Here is a 16,351-nt window from a genome sequence, read left to right on the forward strand (position 1 = left end):
AAAGCGGTGTGTCCGTCAGCGATGATGGTGACTGACGCACCGCTTTCGCGAGCAAGCCCGCTCCCACAGGGGTTTTGTGGTGAGTTGGTTATAGCGACAGACTTTTGAAGTGTTCTTGCAAGAATTCCACACACGCCCTTAATTTCCCCGAATTCGCCAACCGTGTCGGGTACACCGCCCAGACATTCGCGCTCTGCCCGTAATCCTCCAGCACCTGCACCAGCAACCCTTGCTCCAGCAACGGTTTCACATCCCACAGTGAACGCAGCAACACCCCACGCCCATCCAGCGCCCATTGCAGAACGATCTCGCCATTGTTCGACGACAACGGCCCGCTGACCCGCACACTTTCCTGCCCGCCCTCGCGATCCAGATTCCAGATGCCGAAGGCGTTGTCGCGTTCCTTGATCACCAGACAGTCGTGTTGCTGCAAGTCCTCCAGCGTCAGCGGCGTGCCACGTCGTTGCAGATAATTCGGCGCCGCGCACAGCACGCGTCGATTGCTCACCAGACGTCGACCGATGTGCTGCCCGGGAATGTCGTCGCCGACGCGGATCTCCAGGTCGAAACCTTCGTTGATGATGTCCACCACCCGATCAAACAGGTCGAGACGAATCTGCAGTTCCGGGTAGCGCTCGGCCAACAACGACACCGCTGGCGCCACGTGATTGCGACCGAAACCGAAACTGCTGCAGAGGTGCAAACGCCCACGCGGGCTGTCGTGGGCGTCGGAAAGTTCGTCGTGCAGTTGCTGGAAGTCATCAAGAATGCGCAACGCCCAGCGCTGCACACGCTCGCCATCCTCGGTCAGCGAGACGCGCCGACTGGTGCGATGCAGCAGGCGTGTGCCAAGGGTGGTTTCGAGAATCTGGATGCGTTTGCTGACGTAGGCGGGCGACAGGCCCAACTCATCGGCCGCGGCGGCAAAGCCGTTTTTGCGGATCACGGTGAGCAGCACACGCAGGTCTTCGGGCAGGGGCACGGAGTCTTTCTTCTGGGACATGTCAAAACGCACGCTGGCGGCAGAAGCCGCCAGCATAGCACCGCGATTTACAGGCTCTGTTCAGCGCAGGAAGGCCAGCGCTTCTGCAAGCAACAGTCCGGGGACTTCTTCGGCGATGTAATGGCCGGCGGGCAGGGCCTGGCCGGTAACGTTCGTCGCCACTTGCTGCCATTCCTTGAGCGGATCGAAACAGCGGCCGACGGTGCCTTCGGCGCCCCACAGCACCCGCAGCGGCAAACCCAAATGATGATGGGCGGCGATGTCGGCGCGGTCGTGTTCCAGATCGATGCCGGCGCTGGCGCGGTAATCTTCGCAGATGCCGCGTGCGCTGCCGGGTTGTTGCAGGCAGCGGCGGTATTCGCTGAAGGCTTCGTCGGTGAACGGTTTGAGGCCGGCGCTGCGACTGCCCATCACGCTGCGCAGATAACCTTCCGGGTTGGCTTCGATCAGCGTTTCCGGCAGCGGCGCCGGGCGAATCAGGAAGAACCAGTGCCAGTAGGCGCGGGCGAAGGCTTCGTTGGTTTGGGTGTACATCGCCAGGGTCGGGGCGATGTCCAGCAGCATCATGCGTTGCACGGCGGCGGGGTGGTCGAGGGCGAGGCGATGAGCGACGCGCGCGCCACGGTCGTGGGCGAGGATCGAGAATTGCTCGAAGCCCAGCGCTTGCATCAATTCGACGTTGTCGCGGGCCATTTCGCGTTTCGAGTAGCTGAGGTGCAACTCGTCAGCATCGGGGCGACTGCTGTCGCCGTAACCGCGCAGGTCGGCGGCGACCACGGTGAAATGTTCGGCCAGTTGTTCGGCAATCTTGTGCCAGATCACATGGGTCTGCGGATGGCCGTGCAACAGCAACAGGCCCGGCCCGCTGCCGCCGACGCGGCAGGCAATGTCGATGCCGTTGACGTGGCGCTGGTCTTTGAGGAATCCGGCAAACATCGGGCTGATCCTTGTTTCAGGTTTCTTGTGGCCTGCATCCTGAAAGCGTCCGGGGTTTGGGGCAAGGCGCAAAGCGTGATGGGCGGGTTCATGAAGTGTGTTCGTGAGGTTTTTTTGTGTTGGATGTACCGGCCTCTTCGCGAGCAAGCCCGCTCCCACATTTTGGAACGCATTCCACTGTGGGAGCGGGCTTGCTCGCGAAGGCGCCGATCCAGACAACAAATAATCTAACCCTGGCCAAACATCTCCATCGCCCGCTGCCTGATCTGCTCCTCAGTCAAATCCTCCTTGCGCGAGGCCAGAAACCACAGATGCCCGTACGGATCCTTCAACGTCCCGCTGCGATCGCCGTAAAACTGATCTTTGACCTCCGACACCGATGTCGCCCCGGCATCCAGCGCTCGCTGAAATGACTTGTCGACATCCGTCACATACAGATGCAAACCAACCGACACCGCTTGATCCGGATTGCTCAACGGCCCTTGATCGCACGGCGAGCCGAGCATGATCGCGCTGTCACCGATGCGCAGTTCGGCGTGGCCAATGCCGCCGTCGGGCATGGACAGGCGCATGACTTCGGTGGCACCAAACGCTTTTTTGTAGAACTCGATGGCCTCGGCGGCTTTGTGAATGCCGAGGTACGGGGTGATGCTGTGATACCCCTCGGGAATGGGTTTGACGCTCATGACCTTCTCCCTGATTGTTGTTTTGCGAGGTGAAGAATCACTATAGAACTGTCCGCGCACACCAGACTTTTGCCCGACGAGCAGCACCCAAATTGGCCGAAGGCACCCACCTCCCTGTGGCGAGGGGATTTATCCCCGTTGGGCTGCGAAGCAGACCCTAAGTCAGTCAATGAGGTATATCTGAAGGAATAGGGATGCAGGTTTTGGGGCTGCTTCGCAGCCCAACGGGGATAAATCCCCTCGCCACAGGGTTTTCCATCAGTCTTTAGGGAAGTGCGGGCCAGGGCCCTGTTCACCGAGCACATCGCCCTGATTGCGCAGCGGGCAGGCCTCCATTGAAAGGCAGCCACAGCCAATACAGCCATTCAAACGATCCCGCAGTAGCGTCAATTGCTCGATCCGTTCATCCAGTTCCCGCCGCCACTGCTCGGACAACACCCGCCAATCCGCCGCCGTCGGCGCACGGTCATCCGGCAAAATCTTCAGCGCTTCGCCAATCTCCGCCAACGGAATCCCCAGCCGTTGCGCGACCTTGATCAACGCCACCCGCCGCAGCACCTCACGCGGATAGCGCCGCTGATTGCCGGCATTACGCTGGCTCTTGATCAGTCCCTTCGATTCATAGAAGTGCAGCGCCGTCACCGCCACGCCACTGCGCGCCGCGACTTCGCCAACCGTTAGCTGTTTGTGCACATGTTCTTTGCTGATCATTGAAAACAGCTCTTGACCTTGACTTAACTAGAGGTTTTACCCTGCAGGCCTTCGAGTCGCAAGATTCGCCTTACAGCCAAGTGGGGACTTTCATGCAAGCAACAGCGAAAAATCGCAGTTTCACCCAGTTGATCGAATTCGAAATCGAACCACGTCAGCAGCCGGCATTGGTCAATGCGCTGTCGGTACAGACTGAACGTCTGGCCCAGCGCTACGCGGGATTTGTCAGTGCCAGCGTGCAGGCCAGCGACGATGGCCGGCGCGTATTGAGTTTTCTGCAATGGCAGACCCGCGAAGCGGGGGAGGCGGCGTTTCGCAGTTTCGAGAGCGGCGAGCAGGACTTTTGGCAGTTGATCCACACGCATCAAGCGAAAACCATCACCTTCAATTCCTTTCAGGTGCTCAGCAGCATCGCCCGCAGTCACGACGATGCGCTGCACTGCAATCTGGTCGGCTAGATCGACAGTTGAAGCAGGCGTTCGCCGTGCAGATTGGTCGGCGCACGGCGCTTGTTCACTGCTAACTCACCGATCTTGATCAACCGTGTGCGCGTGACGTTGCGGCTCAGGCCGAGCAGGGCGGCGGTGTGCACTTGGTTGTAGTGGCAGAAGCGGTAAGCCGCGCGCAGCAACGCGTCTTCGACTTTTTCGTGGAGGGCGCCGGCCTGTTGCGCGAAGAGTTTTTGGAAGGCCTGCTCCAGCAACGCTTCCGGTGAGTCGTCAGCGCTGTTGTGATGATCGTCCGGGCGCTCGATGCGCAGATTGGACAGGCGCAAATCATCGCGTTCGATCACGCCGTTACGGCAGATCAACAAGGTGTGATGGATGACGTTTTCCAGTTCGCGGATGTTGCCCGGCCAACTGTAGCCGCGCAGTTTGTGCTCGGCGCCGGGGCTGATGCTGACTCGCCCGTAACCGAGACGCTGACTGTACGCCTCAATGAAATGCCGGGTCAGCGGCAGGATGTCGCCAGGGCGATCACGCAATGGACTCAGTTCCAGATTGACCACGTTGAGGCGGTAATACAGATCCTCACGGAAATTGCCGGCATTGATGGCTTTTTCCAGTTGCACGTTGGTCGCGGCCAAAACCCGCACATCGATCGGAATGCTTTTACGCGAACCGAGCCGCACCACTTCGCGCTCCTGCAACACGCGCAACAACTTGACCTGAATCGCCATCGGCAGATCGCCGATCTCATCGAGAAACAAGGTGCCGCCGTCCGCCTCTTCGAACCAGCCAGCCTTGGCGCTCAAGGCGCCGGTGAACGCGCCTTTTTCATGACCAAACAATTCGGCCTCGACCAGCGACTCGGAAAACGCGCCGCAATTGACCGCGATAAACGGCCGATGGCGACGGTTGCTCAGGTTGTGAATATGCCGCGCCACCAACTCCTTGCCGGTACCGGTCTCGCCGATGATCAGCACGCTGGCCTCGCTCGGTGCAACCTGTTGCAAATGCGCGAGCAGGGCTTGGGACTTCGGATCTTCGAACACCTGCGCGGTGGCACGGATCGACGTGGCCAGCGCGGGTGAGGGCGGTAAGGTCAGCAGTTGCATGGGCTCGTCCTTCTTTTTAGTTCAAATGCAGACAGGTCAGGAATAGAAAGTCGGCACCGGCAGCGACTGGTTCAGCGCCCAGTCGCCCAGTTCATGGAGTTTGTAATCCAGCGGGTCGTGCAGGGTTTGCGTGCGCAAGTTGCGCCAGTGCCGATCGAGACGCAGCGAGGCGTGGGTCGAGCGCGCGCCGGTGACTTCGAACAGACGGCTGCAAATCTCCAGACCCTGACGGCTGGCCGCGACTTTGGCGGTGGCAATCGCCGTGGCGACATGCCCGCGTTCTTCGGCGCTGAGGTTTGCGCCTTTCGCCCACGCTTCATCCAGCAACGCCGCCGCGCGTTCGACCAATAAACGAATGCCTTCGAGGGCCACCCAGAACTCGCCGAAATGCGCGAGCACGTACGGGTCTTCGCTGACTTCGCGCGCCGAGGATCTGTGCCAGAGCCGGGTTTCCTTGAGGGTGTACTGCCGCGCTTCTTCGAAAGCGCCTTCGGCAATCCCGAGAAACATATGCGTGAAAGTCAGCTGCGCGATCAGTGGTCGCAAGCAGGCGAACGGCGTGCTCAGCGGGCCCGGATCAAGCAGCAGTTCCGACTCTTCGACACGCACCCGTTCAAATGTCGCGCTGCCGCTGTCGGTCTGACGCTGGCCGATATTGTTCCAGTCGTTGTGCAAAGTGATGCCGCTGCGGCCGCTGGGAATCGCCGCGATCAGCAACTTGCCGCCCGCACTTTCATCGACCGCCGAGGCAATCAGCATCTGCGAATCACTGGCGCCGGAGCAGAAGCTTTTCTTCCCGGAAAACTCACGCCAGCCACCAAGGTTTTTGACCACGGTGCGGGTGTCGAGCGGGTTCAGCGCGTTGCCCCAGAACCAGTTCTGCCGCGCGGTCTGTTCGAACCACGGCTGCCATTGTTCCGGTCGCGAGAACAGGCGCACGGTAGCGAGCATCAGATGATGAAAGCCGAAGACGTGAGCGATAGAGCTGTCGACCTTGGCGAACTCGCGGACGATCTGCAGGGTTTCACTCCACGTCGCGCCGAGGCCCCCATAGCGGGTGGGAATGCTCAGGGCCAGCAGGCCGCTGTCGCGCAGAGCATCGCGCTCGGCTTTCGGCGTACCACCGCGCTCGTCGCGTTCGACGGCGGTGAGGGCAAACTCGGCAGCCAGTTGGCGGGCGGTTTGCAGCGGGGATAACAGGGTACTTTGCGGTTTGGCGGTCACACGGTGTTCCTCAAAATCTACGCAATCCCCCTGTGGGAGCGGGCTTGCTCGCGAATGCGCTGGGTCATCGATATAAATGGTGACTGACACGACGCCTTCGCGAGCAAGCCCGCTCCCACAGGGAATTCGGTTCAGGCAGTGGCTTTGGTGGGCAGCACATCATTGGCAATCATTTCGCCAAACGGCCCGGTAAGGTTGGTCACGCCACGCCCGGCCAGGCTCGCGTACGGCTCGGGCAGCAGTGGGAACACCAACTCGGCAAAGCGGTAAGCCTCTTCCAGATGCGGATAACCGGAGAAAATGAAACTCTCGATGCCCAGATCCGCGTACTCCTTGATCCGCGCTGCCACTTGTTGCGGATCGCCAACCAGCGCCGTCCCCGCGCCACCGCGCACCAGACCGACACCGGCCCACAGGTTCGGGGCGATTTCCAGGTTGTCGCGCCGGCCATCGTGCAACGCCGCCATGCGCCGCTGGCCTTCGGAGTCAAACCGCGAAAAGGACTTCTGCGCCGCCTCTATTGTTTCGTCACTGATGTGCTCGATCAGTTTGTCGGCGGCTTTCCACGCCTCTTCGGCGGTCTCGCGGACGATCACGTGCAGACGAATACCGAACTTCACCGTGCGACCGTGGCGCGCCGCGCGTTCGCGCACATCGGCAAGTTTTTCCGCGACGGCCGCCGGAGGTTCGCCCCAGGTCAGATAGACATCGACCTGCTCGGCGGCCAGATCATGCGCCGCGTCGGAGGAACCGCCGAAGTACAGCGGTGGATAAGGTTTCTGCACCGGCGGGTAGAGCGCTTTGGCGTTCTGCACTTTCAGGTGCTTGCCCTCGAAATCCACCGATTCGCCTTGCAGCACGCGGCGCCAGATTTTCAGGAATTCATCAGTCACTTCGTAGCGTTCGCTGTGGCTGAGAAAGCTGCCGTCGCCACGGTTTTCATCCGGGTCGCCGCCGGTCACCACGTTGATCAACAAGCGGCCGTTGGACAATCGATCCAGCGTCGCCGCCATCCGTGCCGATACGGTCGGCGAGATGATCCCCGGTCGAATCGCCACCAGGTAACGCAGGCGTTCGGTCAACGGCACCAGTGCCGAGGCGATCACCCACGAGTCCTCGCAGGAACGCCCGGTCGGGATCAACACACCGTGATAACCGAGGCTGTCAGCGGCTTGCGCGACTTGTTTCAAATAGTTGAGCGTGACCGGGCGCGCACCTTGGGTGGTGCCCAGATAGTGGCCGTCGCCGTGGGTCGGCAGGAACCAGAAAACATCCATGAACTGCTCCTTAAGCGATCTTCAGCAACGGTTTGATTTGCGTGGCGAACAGCGGCGCAGCGCGTTCGGCGGCCAGGCGGATGCGCGCTTTTAGCGGCTCGCTGGTGATCTGGTAGTCGGCGAAATCGGCCTCGGTGGCGTACACACCAATCGGCAAGGTCACGGCCTGGAAGAAACTGAACAGCGGGCGCAATTGGTGATCAAGCACCAGCGCATGCCGTTCGCTGCCACCGGTGGCAGCGAGCAGCACCGGGGTATCGATCAGCGCATTGAGGTCGATCAGGTCGAACAAATGCTTGAGCAGCCCCGGGTAAGAACCGCGATAAACCGGCGCTGCAACAATCAGCAAATCCGCTTGTTCGATGGCTTGCAGCTCGGCCTCGACTTCGGCGCTCAGCTCCTGACGCGAGAGGGCACCGCCGAGCGGACGGGCAATGTCACCGAGTTCGATCAGATGGCTGTCGATCGGCAAATGCCCGGCGAGTTCGGCCAGCAAGGCCTGGGTCAGCACCAACGTACGCGAGGGACGCCAGGTTCCGCCGGAGAGGGCGACGACTTTCAGAGGACGCGACATGATCAATTCCTTGTTTTCAACAGTTGCTCAGCGAGCAGTGGCTAAGTCACTGGGCTTGAGCAAACGCTGTACCAATTCCTGGAGGCCCGGTGTGGCGGGGCTTTGAGTGTTTTGCTCGCGGCCGTTTGTACGAATATGAGGTGGCTTTGTTGAACGGCTGTTGCCTGAGCAACAGTTGCTGGAGCAACACTGAAGCGCCTATGGGGAGAAGTTATAAAGGCTAGTTGTTATTCCGCAAAAGACCGTTAATCGATATTTATAGATCGTTAACGAATATGTCTAAGGCTCTGCGAAAATCCTGATAGCCACTATTGAGAGCGTTGATTTCTGCGCGAACGGGCTCGGGCGTAGCCTTTGTCCATCGACTACCACTGCTCGCCAGGACGCTCCCATGAATCATTTACTGACTGTTTCGCTGCTGCTCGCTGTCTCCGTACTTGCCGGTTGTGCCGGTCACGTTTCGCCAGAATTGCGCCCTTACAGCGCAGAAGAATCCCGCGAACTGGCGATGGAAGCGCTGAACCGCAGTGGTTTGTCCTTCGACGAATACCACGCGAAAAAAGCCCAACTGCTCGGCCAGCCACAGAAGACTTTCGGCTTCGATAAACAAGGTGAGATGAGCGCCGAGCGAGCTGTACAGCTGCACGGTCGCCCTAGCTGATAACAAACTGTACTGCTGGAAGTTTTACTCAACTGTCCGTGGGTTTGCGCGGTGGCGTGAGATAGGGTCAACACCTGAATGACCCTGACGGATTGCCCACCATGACCCTCTCGCTTGATCTGCTGCTGGGCTTTGCCCTGTTTGCCCTTGTCACCTCAATTACACCGGGGCCGAACAACACCATGTTGCTGGCATCGGGCGTGAACTTCGGCTTTAACCGCACCATTCCACACATGCTAGGCATTACCTGCGGATTTTTCGTCTTGGTGGTGGCGGTCGGTTTTGGGCTCGGCGCGGTGTTTCAGACCTATCCCATTCTTTATACGATCCTGCGCTACGTCGGCGCGGCGTATTTGCTGTATCTGGCGTGGAAAATCGCTCACTCGGGGCCGGTTGGCGACAACGTTCAGGGCGAGGCCAAACCGATCAGTTACCTCGGCGCTGCGGCGTTTCAGTGGGTCAATCCAAAGGCGTGGATCATGGCCATCGGCGCAATCAGCACCTACACGCCGATGCAGGGTTATTTCACCAATGTCGTGGTGATTGCCGCCGTTTTCGCCATCATCAACCTGCCGAGTGTCGGCGTCTGGGCTGCCTGCGGCACGCTGTTACGCAATGTGTTGAAAGATCCGCGCTGGTTGCGCGTGTTCAACTGGGGCATGGCCGCGCTGCTGGTGATTTCGCTGTACCCGTTACTTCTCGAAAGCTTTCACTGACGCATAGCCTTCAACCCGCGGCCCGATGCCTGTTAAGCTCGCTTCAGGAGCGTTCCTACGCACTTTTAAATGAAGTTGTTCTTCTTTAACGGCATCCGATCAGGTATTGATGACGCTCTCGAACCGACGCGCAGCTCACAAGGCTGCGCAGTGCCGTTTGCAGACACGAGCCTCCTGATCCCGGAACACGCTCTGCGAGTCTTTTATGAACACACGTCCGTTGTATTTCGATTACGCCGCCACCACCCCGGTGGACGAGCGGGTCATCCAGGTGATGATCGAATGTCTGGGGTTTCACGGTAACTTCGGTAACCCGGCTTCCAGCTCCCACGCCTTCGGCCAGCAGGCCCGGCACACGGTCGAGCAGGCACGCCGGCAAGTCGCCGAACTGGTGGGCGCTCAAGCCGAACAGATTGTCTGGACGTCTGGTGCCACCGAGTCCAATAACCTCGCCCTTAAAGGCGTGGCGCAGGCGCGCGGCGTGTCCGGCGGGCACATCATCACCAGTCAGATCGAACACAAAGCCATCCTCGATACCGCCCGCCAATTGCAGGACGCCGGCATCGCCGTGACCTATCTGGTGCCGGACGCCGATGGCCTGATCACGCCGCAAGCGGTCAGTGAAGCACTGCGCGAGGACACCTTTCTGGTGTCGCTGATGCTGGTCAACAATGAGTTGGGCACCGTCAACGACGTGCAAGCGATTGGCGAAATCGTGCGCAACCGTGAAGCGCTGTTTCACGTCGATGCGGCGCAAGGTGCCGGCAAAGTGGCGATCGATCTGGCGCAGTGGCCGGTCGACCTGATGTCGTTTTCGGCGCACAAACTCTATGGCCCCAAGGGCATCGGCGCGTTGTATGTCGGCCCACGGGCACAGCAAAAGCTGCAGGCACAAATTCACGGTGGCGGCCACGAAGGTGGCTTGCGTTCCGGGACGCTGGCAACTCATCAGATCGCCGGAATGGGCTCGGCGTTCGCACTGGCGGCTGCCGCATTTGACGAAGAGAAGAGCACGATCGTCGCGTTGCGCGAGCGTCTGCTCAAACAATTGCTGAGCCTGCCCGGCGTGCGCCTCAATGGCAGCGCCAGTCAGCGCATTCCGCACACCTTGAGCTTGACGTTCAGCGAAGGCGAATTCAACAGCGCCGCGTTGAGCCATTCGATCGCGTTTTCCGCGACCTCAGCGTGTAACTCCGCCAGTAACGCACCGTCTCACGTGCTGTTGGCACTGGGGCATGACGCGCACCTGGCCGGGCGCACCATTCGCCTGAGCCTCGGCCGTTTCACCACCGCCGACGATATTGACAAGGCTTGCGAACTGATCAAGACCGCCTGCGCCAGTGCTCCGGCATTCTGGGCGACAGGGCTGTAAACCAGCCGACCTAACGGCTACGAACAATAACGATGAAGTGATTAGCAGGAGACATGATGAGTACCCAGACCTTGACCGAAGGATCGGTGCCCCAGCGCTTGGCGCACACCCGCGAGCTGATGCGTCGCGAAGGCATTCACGCACTCTTGGTGCCGTCTGCCGACCCGCATCTGTCGGAATATCTGCCGGGTTACTGGCAGGGCCGGCAGTGGCTGTCGGGTTTCCACGGTTCGGTGGGCACTTTGATTGTCACCAACGATTTCGCCGGCGTCTGGGCCGACAGCCGTTACTGGGAACAGGCAACTAAAGAACTCAACGGCAGCGGCATCGAACTGGTCAAGTTGCAGCCGGGTCAACCGAGTCCGCTGGACTGGCTGGCTGAGCAAACGCCGGAAGGTGGCGTGGTCGCCGTCGATGGCGCAGTAATGGCTGTGGCCTCGGCGCGCACGTTGAGCAGCAAACTCGAAGCGCGTGGCGCGCGTTTGCGTACCGACATCGATTTGTTGCAGGAAGTCTGGAGCGATCGCCCGACGCTACCGAATGCAGCGATCTATCAGCATCTGCCGCCACAGGCGACCGTCAGCCGAGGCGAGAAACTCGCCAAACTGCGCGAAACCTTGCAGGCACGCGGCGCTGATTGGCACTTCATCGCCACCCTCGACGATATCGCCTGGCTGTTCAACCTGCGCGGCGGCGACGTGTCGTTCAACCCGGTGTTTGTGTCCTTTGCGTTGATCAATCAACAGCAAGCCACGTTGTTCGTGGCGCTGAGCAAGGTCGATGCGGATTTACGCGCCGTGCTGGAAGCCGATGGCGTCACCCTGCGTGACTACAGTGAAGTCGCTGAAGCCTTGCGCGCCGTGCCGAGTGGTTCGAGTGTGCTGGTGGATCCGGCGCGGGTCACCAGCGGACTGCTGGAAAACCTCGACAGCGGCGTGACACTCGTCGAAGGTCTCAACCCGACAACGCTGGCCAAGTCGCAGAAAAGTGAAGCCGATGCTCAGCACATCCGCCAAGCGATGGAGCAGGACGGTGCAGCGCTGTGCGAATTCTTCGCCTGGCTGGAATCGGCCTGGGGTCGTGAGCGGATTACCGAGTTGACCATCGACGAGAAACTCACCGCTGCCCGTGAACGTCGTCCGGATTATGTCTCGCTGAGTTTCAACACCATTGCCGCGTTCAACGCCAATGGCGCGATGCCGCACTATCACGCGACCGAAGAAGAGCACGCGGTAATCGAGGGCGATGGTCTGCTGCTGATCGACTCGGGTGGTCAGTACCTCGGCGGTACCACGGACATCACGCGGATGGTGCCTGTCGGTACGCCAACCGAAGAGCAGAAACGCGACTGCACGCGCGTGCTCAAAGGCGTGATTGCACTGTCGCGAGCGCAGTTCCCGAAAGGCATTCTGTCGCCGCTGCTCGACGCCATCGCCCGCGCGCCGATCTGGGCTGAGAGCGTCGATTACGGTCACGGCACCGGTCACGGCGTTGGCTATTTCCTCAACGTTCACGAAGGCCCGCAGGTGATTGCCTACCAAGCCGCGCCAGCACCGCAAACCGCGATGTTGCCGGGCATGATCACCTCGATCGAGCCGGGTACCTATCGTCCGGGTCGTTGGGGGGTGCGCATCGAGAACCTGGCGATGAATCGCGAGGCGGGTAGCAGTGAATTCGGCGAATTCCTCAAGTTTGAAACCTTGACCCTGTGCCCGATCGACACTCGCTGCCTGGTGCCGGCGCTGCTGACTCAGGAAGAGAAACAGTGGTTCAACGCCTATCACGCTGAAGTGCGTGAGCGTTTGAGCCCGTTGCTGGAAGATGCTGCGCTGGAGTGGTTGAACACGCGTACTGCTGCCATCTAAACGATTGACGCTCGGGCGCTGTCGCCAGCGCCCGAGTGATGGCTTCGAACTAGATCTGGCGCAATGCCTCTTCGACGAAGTCGAGTCGATCCTGACCAAAGAACAACTGGTTGCCGACGAACATGCTCGGTGCGCCAAACACGCCGCGTTTAACTGCAGTCTCAGTATTCTCTTTCAACACAGTTTTGACGGATTCGTCATTGGTCAGCGCCAGTACTTCCTGCGGATCGAAACCGTGTTCACTCAATACCGCTGCGACGGTTTGCGGTTCGTCCATGCTGCGGCCATCGACCCAAAGCGCTGTGAACAGACAATCGATAAACGCTTGGAAGCGTTCCGGCTGACGTAGTTGGATGCCCGTGACGGCGCGCATCAGCATCAACGTGTTGATAGGGAAGTGCGGGTTGAATTTTAGCGGCACGCCGTAGCGTTTTGCATAGCGATCCAGATCTTGAAACATATAGCGACCCTTGGTCGGGATCATCGCGGGGGAGGCGTTGCCGGTCGCCTTGAACACGCCGCCGAGCAGCATCGGGATATAGATCAGTTCGCTGCCAGTCTCTGCGCAGATGTTTGGCAATTGGCTGTAGGCCAGATACGTGGCAGGGCTGCCGAGGTCGAAATAGAACTCCACGGTTTTCGTCATGGTTGCTGCACTCTCGTTATTGTTATGGGCGGCGGGTTTACCAGCGTTCGTTCCATGGACGCAGATCCAGCTCGAATGTCCAGGCATCGCGCGGCTGACTGTGCAGGTACCAATAGTTTTCGGCGATGTGCTCGGGGTTGAGAATGCCATCCTGATCCTTGGTGGCGTATTTCTCCGGGAAACTGTTGCGAATGAAGTCGGTATCGATCGCACCATCCACCACCACATGGGCGACATGGATGTTCATCGGCCCCAACTCCCTTGCCATGCTTTGTGCCAGTGCGCGGATACCGTGTTTGGCGCCGGCGAATGCGGCAAACCCTGAAGCTCCGCGTAACCCGGCGGTAGCGCCAGTGAACAGGATCGTGCCGCGATTGCGCGTGACCATGCGTTTGGCCACTTCGCGGGCATTGAGGAAACCCGAGAAGCAAGCCATCTCCCAGATCTTGAAATATTTGCGCGCGGTTTCTTCGAGGATGCTGCACGGCACGTTGGCGCCGATGTTGAAGACGAACGCTTCAATCGGGCCAACGCGGGTTTCGATGTCTTCGATCAGCGCGATCACGCCTTCTTCCTTACGTGCATCGCAGGCGAAACCGTGTGCTTCGCCGCCGTCTGCCTGAATCGCGTCTACCAGCGGCTGCAATTTGTCGGCACTGCGTCGTGTGACGCAGGCAACGAATCCTTCTTTGGCAAAGCGCTTGGCAATAGCGCCGCCCGTAGCATCGCCGGCTCCGACAACCAACACGACCTTCTTGTTATTCATGGGTAGATCCCTTTGCTAAACGATCGTTAAGTGAACGAACGTTATGCTAGGATTCCGACAACGTCAAGGCGGTCAATTTCGAGGGCAAACACATGCGTTACTCCGCCAGTCACAAGCTGGAAACCCGGGAAAAGCTGCTGCAGAGCAGTTCGCTGTCGGCAAAGCGTTCGGGGTTTTCTACGGTAGGCGTCGATGGTTTGATGAAGGCTATCGGCTTGAGTGGTGCGGCGTTCTACAGTCACTTCGCGTCGAAGGATGCGTTGTTTACCGCTATCGTCGAGCGCGAATTGGGCCAGAGCCTGGAACGGTTGGGCGGGCAGGGCACTCAGGATCACGAACGACTGCAGCGGTGTCTTAAACATTACTTGAGCATGGCCCATGTCGAGCAGCCCGAATCCGGGTGCGCCTTGCCATCGCTGGGGGCGGAAATCGCCCGTTCAGATATTCAAGTGCGGGAACAGGCAGAACTGTGGATCTGCCGGTTGCAGGAGAGTTGGGCGAAAATATTGGAGAGCGACAGTCTGGCGTGGTCAGTGCTGTCGCAATGTGTCGGGGCGTTGGTGGTGGCGCGTATGCTGGCTACACCGGACATTCAGCGCACAGTGCTGAAGTCCAGTCAGGAAGAAATCGCTCGGCAGATCGCCAGACCGCAATGAGCTATTTGCAGATCACGATCATGCTGCGGCTGGTGTAGCCGGCAGGGTTGAGGCCGAAAGGATAATCGCCAGGCTCTTCGACCCCATCCCCCGATTTGGCAATGACTTTATAGCCCTTGGGGGCACAGGCGTTGGCGGCGTGGGTGTAGCACTTGTCCCAGGAGGACGACAGCCCTGAACAGTTGATGTGCAGCCCCTTCTTACCGCGTTTTACCTGGGTTTCCGATGTCGCCGCGCAGCCTGCAACTGCGAGTAAGGCGATCAATATCAAAATTCGTTTCATTACCGTCCTTATGGCAGCCAGAAGTCTGTTGCTCTGGTCTGCCTGTATGCGATCGCGCTTGAAGCGTTCTGACGTCCGTATTCGAAAAAATCCATGCCTGACACTGAGTTAACGGACTAAACATGGCCTAAATAAGCGGCAAATGCCAGACCTTCGTCAAATCCTGTTTCAATCGGCCGCAATGGCGGGCTTCGCGCCGCTGCCCATTGTCAGGGTAGCTCCGACGGAGGCGAGAATAATGCACAGGATCGCCATCCATTGTGACAACGTCAGGTATTCCTGCAGAAACAGCAGGCCTGATAGCGCGCCGAATGCGGGCTCGATACTCATCAAGGTGCCGAAGGTGCGCGCGGGCATGCGGGTGAGTGCAACCATTTCCAGGGTGTAGGGCAGGGCGGTGGAAAGGATGGCCACGCCGATAGCGATCGGGATCAGCGAGGGCGTCAGCAAAGCAGCGCCTGCATGCACGATGCCGATGGGCGCGACGAACAGGGCGGCGATCATCACGCCCAACGCTGCGGTCGTTACGCCATTGTCTGCCCCGGCCTTCTGACCGAAGAGGATATAGAGTGCCCAGCAGACACCGGCGCCCAATGCGTAACCCGCACCGACCAGATCAATGCCGGCAGTAGTCGCGCCTGTGGGGATGAGAAGGAACAAGCCTGCAGCCGCCAAACCAATCCAGAGAAAATCGATAGCACGACGTGATGCGTAAATGGCGACGGCCAGTGGTCCGGTGAATTCCAGTGCGACGGCGATCCCCAGTGGGACTGTGCGCAATGACATATAGAAGAGGAAGTTCATCCCGCCCAATGCCATGCCGTAGACAATGACCGTGCGCAGCGACTTGGCCGTCAGCTTGGCGCGCCATGGACGCAGCAATAGAAGCATGATCACACTGGCGAAGATCAGTCGCAGGGTCGTAGTGCCTTGGGCGCCAACCACCGGGAACATGCTTTTGGCCAGCGAGGCACCGGACTGGATCGATGCCATGGCTATTAATAGCAGGCCAACCGGGAACAGCATTGAGGCAAGCGAGCGGGGTTGGTCATTCATAGCGGAGGCGTCATCCAGGGTGTATAGCAGGCATTTTTGAGTTGTTGGGCAATATACTGCGCATTCGCTACGATGGCGTCTATATATAAGCAGGCTTTTTGCGTTTATCGATAGAAAAATGAAATCAGGGGTTGACGGCAGATTTCATGCGTCTATAATTCGCCCCACTTCCGGCGCAGTCGAAACGGAAAACTCCTTGAGGTTCAATGAGTTACGCAGTTTTCGGCAGCAGGTTGCTTCAGTTCATCGAAGCCAAAAGGAAGTTGAAAAAGAGGTGTTGACAGCAGCGTGTAACGCTGTAGAATTCGCCTCCCGCTGACGAGAGATCTGAAGCGCAAGTGGTTGAAGTTGTTAAAGAATT

The 16,351-nt window shown here is 59.3% G+C and carries 18 protein-coding genes; 6 read left to right on the plus strand and 12 right to left on the minus strand.

Annotation, left to right across the window (positions count from 1 at the left end; translation table 11 throughout):
* Nucleotides 1-88: 88 nt before the first annotated feature.
* The 4 genes from GVL50_RS27095 to soxR all read right to left on the minus strand — a co-directional run bounded on the left by GVL50_RS27095 (nucleotide 89) and on the right by soxR (nucleotide 3,336).
* A complete protein-coding gene (locus GVL50_RS27095; protein WP_159815680.1) occupies nucleotides 89-1,039 on the minus strand; it encodes a LysR substrate-binding domain-containing protein in 951 nt (316 codons plus the stop codon).
* A gap of 24 nt (nucleotides 1,040-1,063) precedes the next feature.
* Nucleotides 1,064-1,939 carry an alpha/beta fold hydrolase gene (locus GVL50_RS27100; protein WP_159815681.1) on the minus strand — a complete coding sequence of 292 codons (876 nt, stop codon included), beginning with the start codon at nucleotides 1,937-1,939 and terminating at the stop codon, nucleotides 1,064-1,066.
* A 227-nt stretch (nucleotides 1,940-2,166) separates the two neighbouring features.
* Nucleotides 2,167-2,625, minus strand: coding sequence for a VOC family protein (locus GVL50_RS27105; protein WP_053122185.1), 459 nt, complete (start codon nucleotides 2,623-2,625; stop codon nucleotides 2,167-2,169).
* Nucleotides 2,626-2,883: 258 nt separating this feature from the next.
* On the minus strand, nucleotides 2,884-3,336 hold the full coding sequence (gene soxR, locus GVL50_RS27110; RefSeq protein WP_053122183.1) for a redox-sensitive transcriptional activator SoxR: 453 nt from the start codon (nucleotides 3,334-3,336) through the stop codon (nucleotides 2,884-2,886).
* Between the two features lie 92 nt (nucleotides 3,337-3,428).
* Here soxR and GVL50_RS27115 point away from each other — a divergent pair, with 92 nt between their 5' ends.
* Complete coding sequence (locus tag GVL50_RS27115) at nucleotides 3,429-3,794, plus strand: antibiotic biosynthesis monooxygenase (protein ID WP_053122181.1); 366 nt, start codon at nucleotides 3,429-3,431, stop codon at nucleotides 3,792-3,794.
* Here the strand turns inward: GVL50_RS27115 and GVL50_RS27120 are convergent.
* The 4 genes from GVL50_RS27120 to msuE all read right to left on the minus strand — a co-directional run bounded on the left by GVL50_RS27120 (nucleotide 3,791) and on the right by msuE (nucleotide 7,969).
* A complete protein-coding gene (locus GVL50_RS27120) occupies nucleotides 3,791-4,894 on the minus strand; it encodes a sigma-54-dependent Fis family transcriptional regulator (protein ID WP_159815682.1) in 1,104 nt (367 codons plus the stop codon). The two genes, GVL50_RS27115 and GVL50_RS27120, sit on opposite strands and share 4 nt — an antisense overlap.
* A 36-nt stretch (nucleotides 4,895-4,930) precedes the next feature.
* A complete protein-coding gene (locus GVL50_RS27125; RefSeq protein WP_159815683.1) occupies nucleotides 4,931-6,118 on the minus strand; it encodes an acyl-CoA dehydrogenase family protein in 1,188 nt (395 codons plus the stop codon).
* A gap of 131 nt (nucleotides 6,119-6,249) precedes the next feature.
* Nucleotides 6,250-7,395: an FMNH2-dependent alkanesulfonate monooxygenase gene (gene ssuD, locus GVL50_RS27130; protein WP_008079343.1), complete on the minus strand. Its 1,146-nt coding sequence runs from the start codon at nucleotides 7,393-7,395 to the stop codon at nucleotides 6,250-6,252.
* Between the two features lie 10 nt (nucleotides 7,396-7,405).
* Nucleotides 7,406-7,969: an FMN reductase gene (msuE, locus tag GVL50_RS27135; protein ID WP_053122173.1), complete on the minus strand. Its 564-nt coding sequence runs from the start codon at nucleotides 7,967-7,969 to the stop codon at nucleotides 7,406-7,408.
* A 391-nt stretch (nucleotides 7,970-8,360) separates the two neighbouring features.
* Between msuE and GVL50_RS27140 the strand changes: the two genes are divergently transcribed.
* The 4 genes from GVL50_RS27140 (at nucleotide 8,361) to GVL50_RS27155 (ending at nucleotide 12,583) form a co-directional block, all read left to right on the plus strand.
* The gene (locus GVL50_RS27140; protein WP_053122171.1) at nucleotides 8,361-8,630 is read left to right on the plus strand and encodes a hypothetical protein; all 270 of its coding nucleotides are present in this window, start codon (nucleotides 8,361-8,363) and stop codon (nucleotides 8,628-8,630) included.
* Between the two features lie 101 nt (nucleotides 8,631-8,731).
* Entirely contained in the window at nucleotides 8,732-9,346 is a 615-nt protein-coding gene (locus tag GVL50_RS27145) for a LysE family translocator (protein WP_053122169.1), read from the plus strand.
* Nucleotides 9,347-9,551: 205 nt separating this feature from the next.
* A complete protein-coding gene (locus GVL50_RS27150) occupies nucleotides 9,552-10,718 on the plus strand; it encodes a cysteine desulfurase family protein (RefSeq protein WP_159815684.1) in 1,167 nt (388 codons plus the stop codon).
* Nucleotides 10,719-10,774: 56 nt separating this feature from the next.
* Nucleotides 10,775-12,583, plus strand: a complete 1,809-nt coding sequence (locus tag GVL50_RS27155) for an aminopeptidase P family protein (RefSeq protein WP_159815685.1) — start codon at nucleotides 10,775-10,777, stop codon at nucleotides 12,581-12,583.
* Nucleotides 12,584-12,632: 49 nt separating this feature from the next.
* Here GVL50_RS27155 and GVL50_RS27160 read toward each other — a convergent pair whose 3' ends face one another.
* Together GVL50_RS27160 and GVL50_RS27165 are read right to left on the minus strand one after the other, a co-directional pair.
* On the minus strand, nucleotides 12,633-13,229 hold the full coding sequence (locus tag GVL50_RS27160) for a 2-hydroxychromene-2-carboxylate isomerase (protein WP_159815686.1): 597 nt from the start codon (nucleotides 13,227-13,229) through the stop codon (nucleotides 12,633-12,635).
* A 37-nt stretch (nucleotides 13,230-13,266) separates the two neighbouring features.
* Nucleotides 13,267-13,995 carry an SDR family oxidoreductase gene (locus GVL50_RS27165; protein ID WP_159815687.1) on the minus strand — a complete coding sequence of 243 codons (729 nt, stop codon included), beginning with the start codon at nucleotides 13,993-13,995 and terminating at the stop codon, nucleotides 13,267-13,269.
* A 92-nt stretch (nucleotides 13,996-14,087) separates the two neighbouring features.
* Between GVL50_RS27165 and GVL50_RS27170 the strand changes: the two genes are divergently transcribed.
* Nucleotides 14,088-14,651, plus strand: a complete 564-nt coding sequence (locus GVL50_RS27170) for a TetR/AcrR family transcriptional regulator (protein WP_159815688.1) — start codon at nucleotides 14,088-14,090, stop codon at nucleotides 14,649-14,651.
* A 1-nt stretch (nucleotide 14,652) separates the two neighbouring features.
* On the opposite strand, the gene GVL50_RS27175 is transcribed toward GVL50_RS27170, so the two are convergent.
* Together GVL50_RS27175 and rhtA are read right to left on the minus strand one after the other, a co-directional pair.
* On the minus strand, nucleotides 14,653-14,934 hold the full coding sequence (locus GVL50_RS27175; protein ID WP_159815689.1) for a hypothetical protein: 282 nt from the start codon (nucleotides 14,932-14,934) through the stop codon (nucleotides 14,653-14,655).
* Between the two features lie 168 nt (nucleotides 14,935-15,102).
* Nucleotides 15,103-15,990: a threonine/homoserine exporter RhtA gene (gene rhtA, locus GVL50_RS27180; RefSeq protein WP_159815690.1), complete on the minus strand. Its 888-nt coding sequence runs from the start codon at nucleotides 15,988-15,990 to the stop codon at nucleotides 15,103-15,105.
* Between the last annotated feature and the right edge of the window lie 361 nt (nucleotides 15,991-16,351).

It is taken from the genome of Pseudomonas sp. 18058 (genome assembly GCF_902706155.1).
Classification (GTDB): Bacteria; Pseudomonadota; Gammaproteobacteria; order Pseudomonadales; family Pseudomonadaceae; genus Aquipseudomonas; species Aquipseudomonas rustica.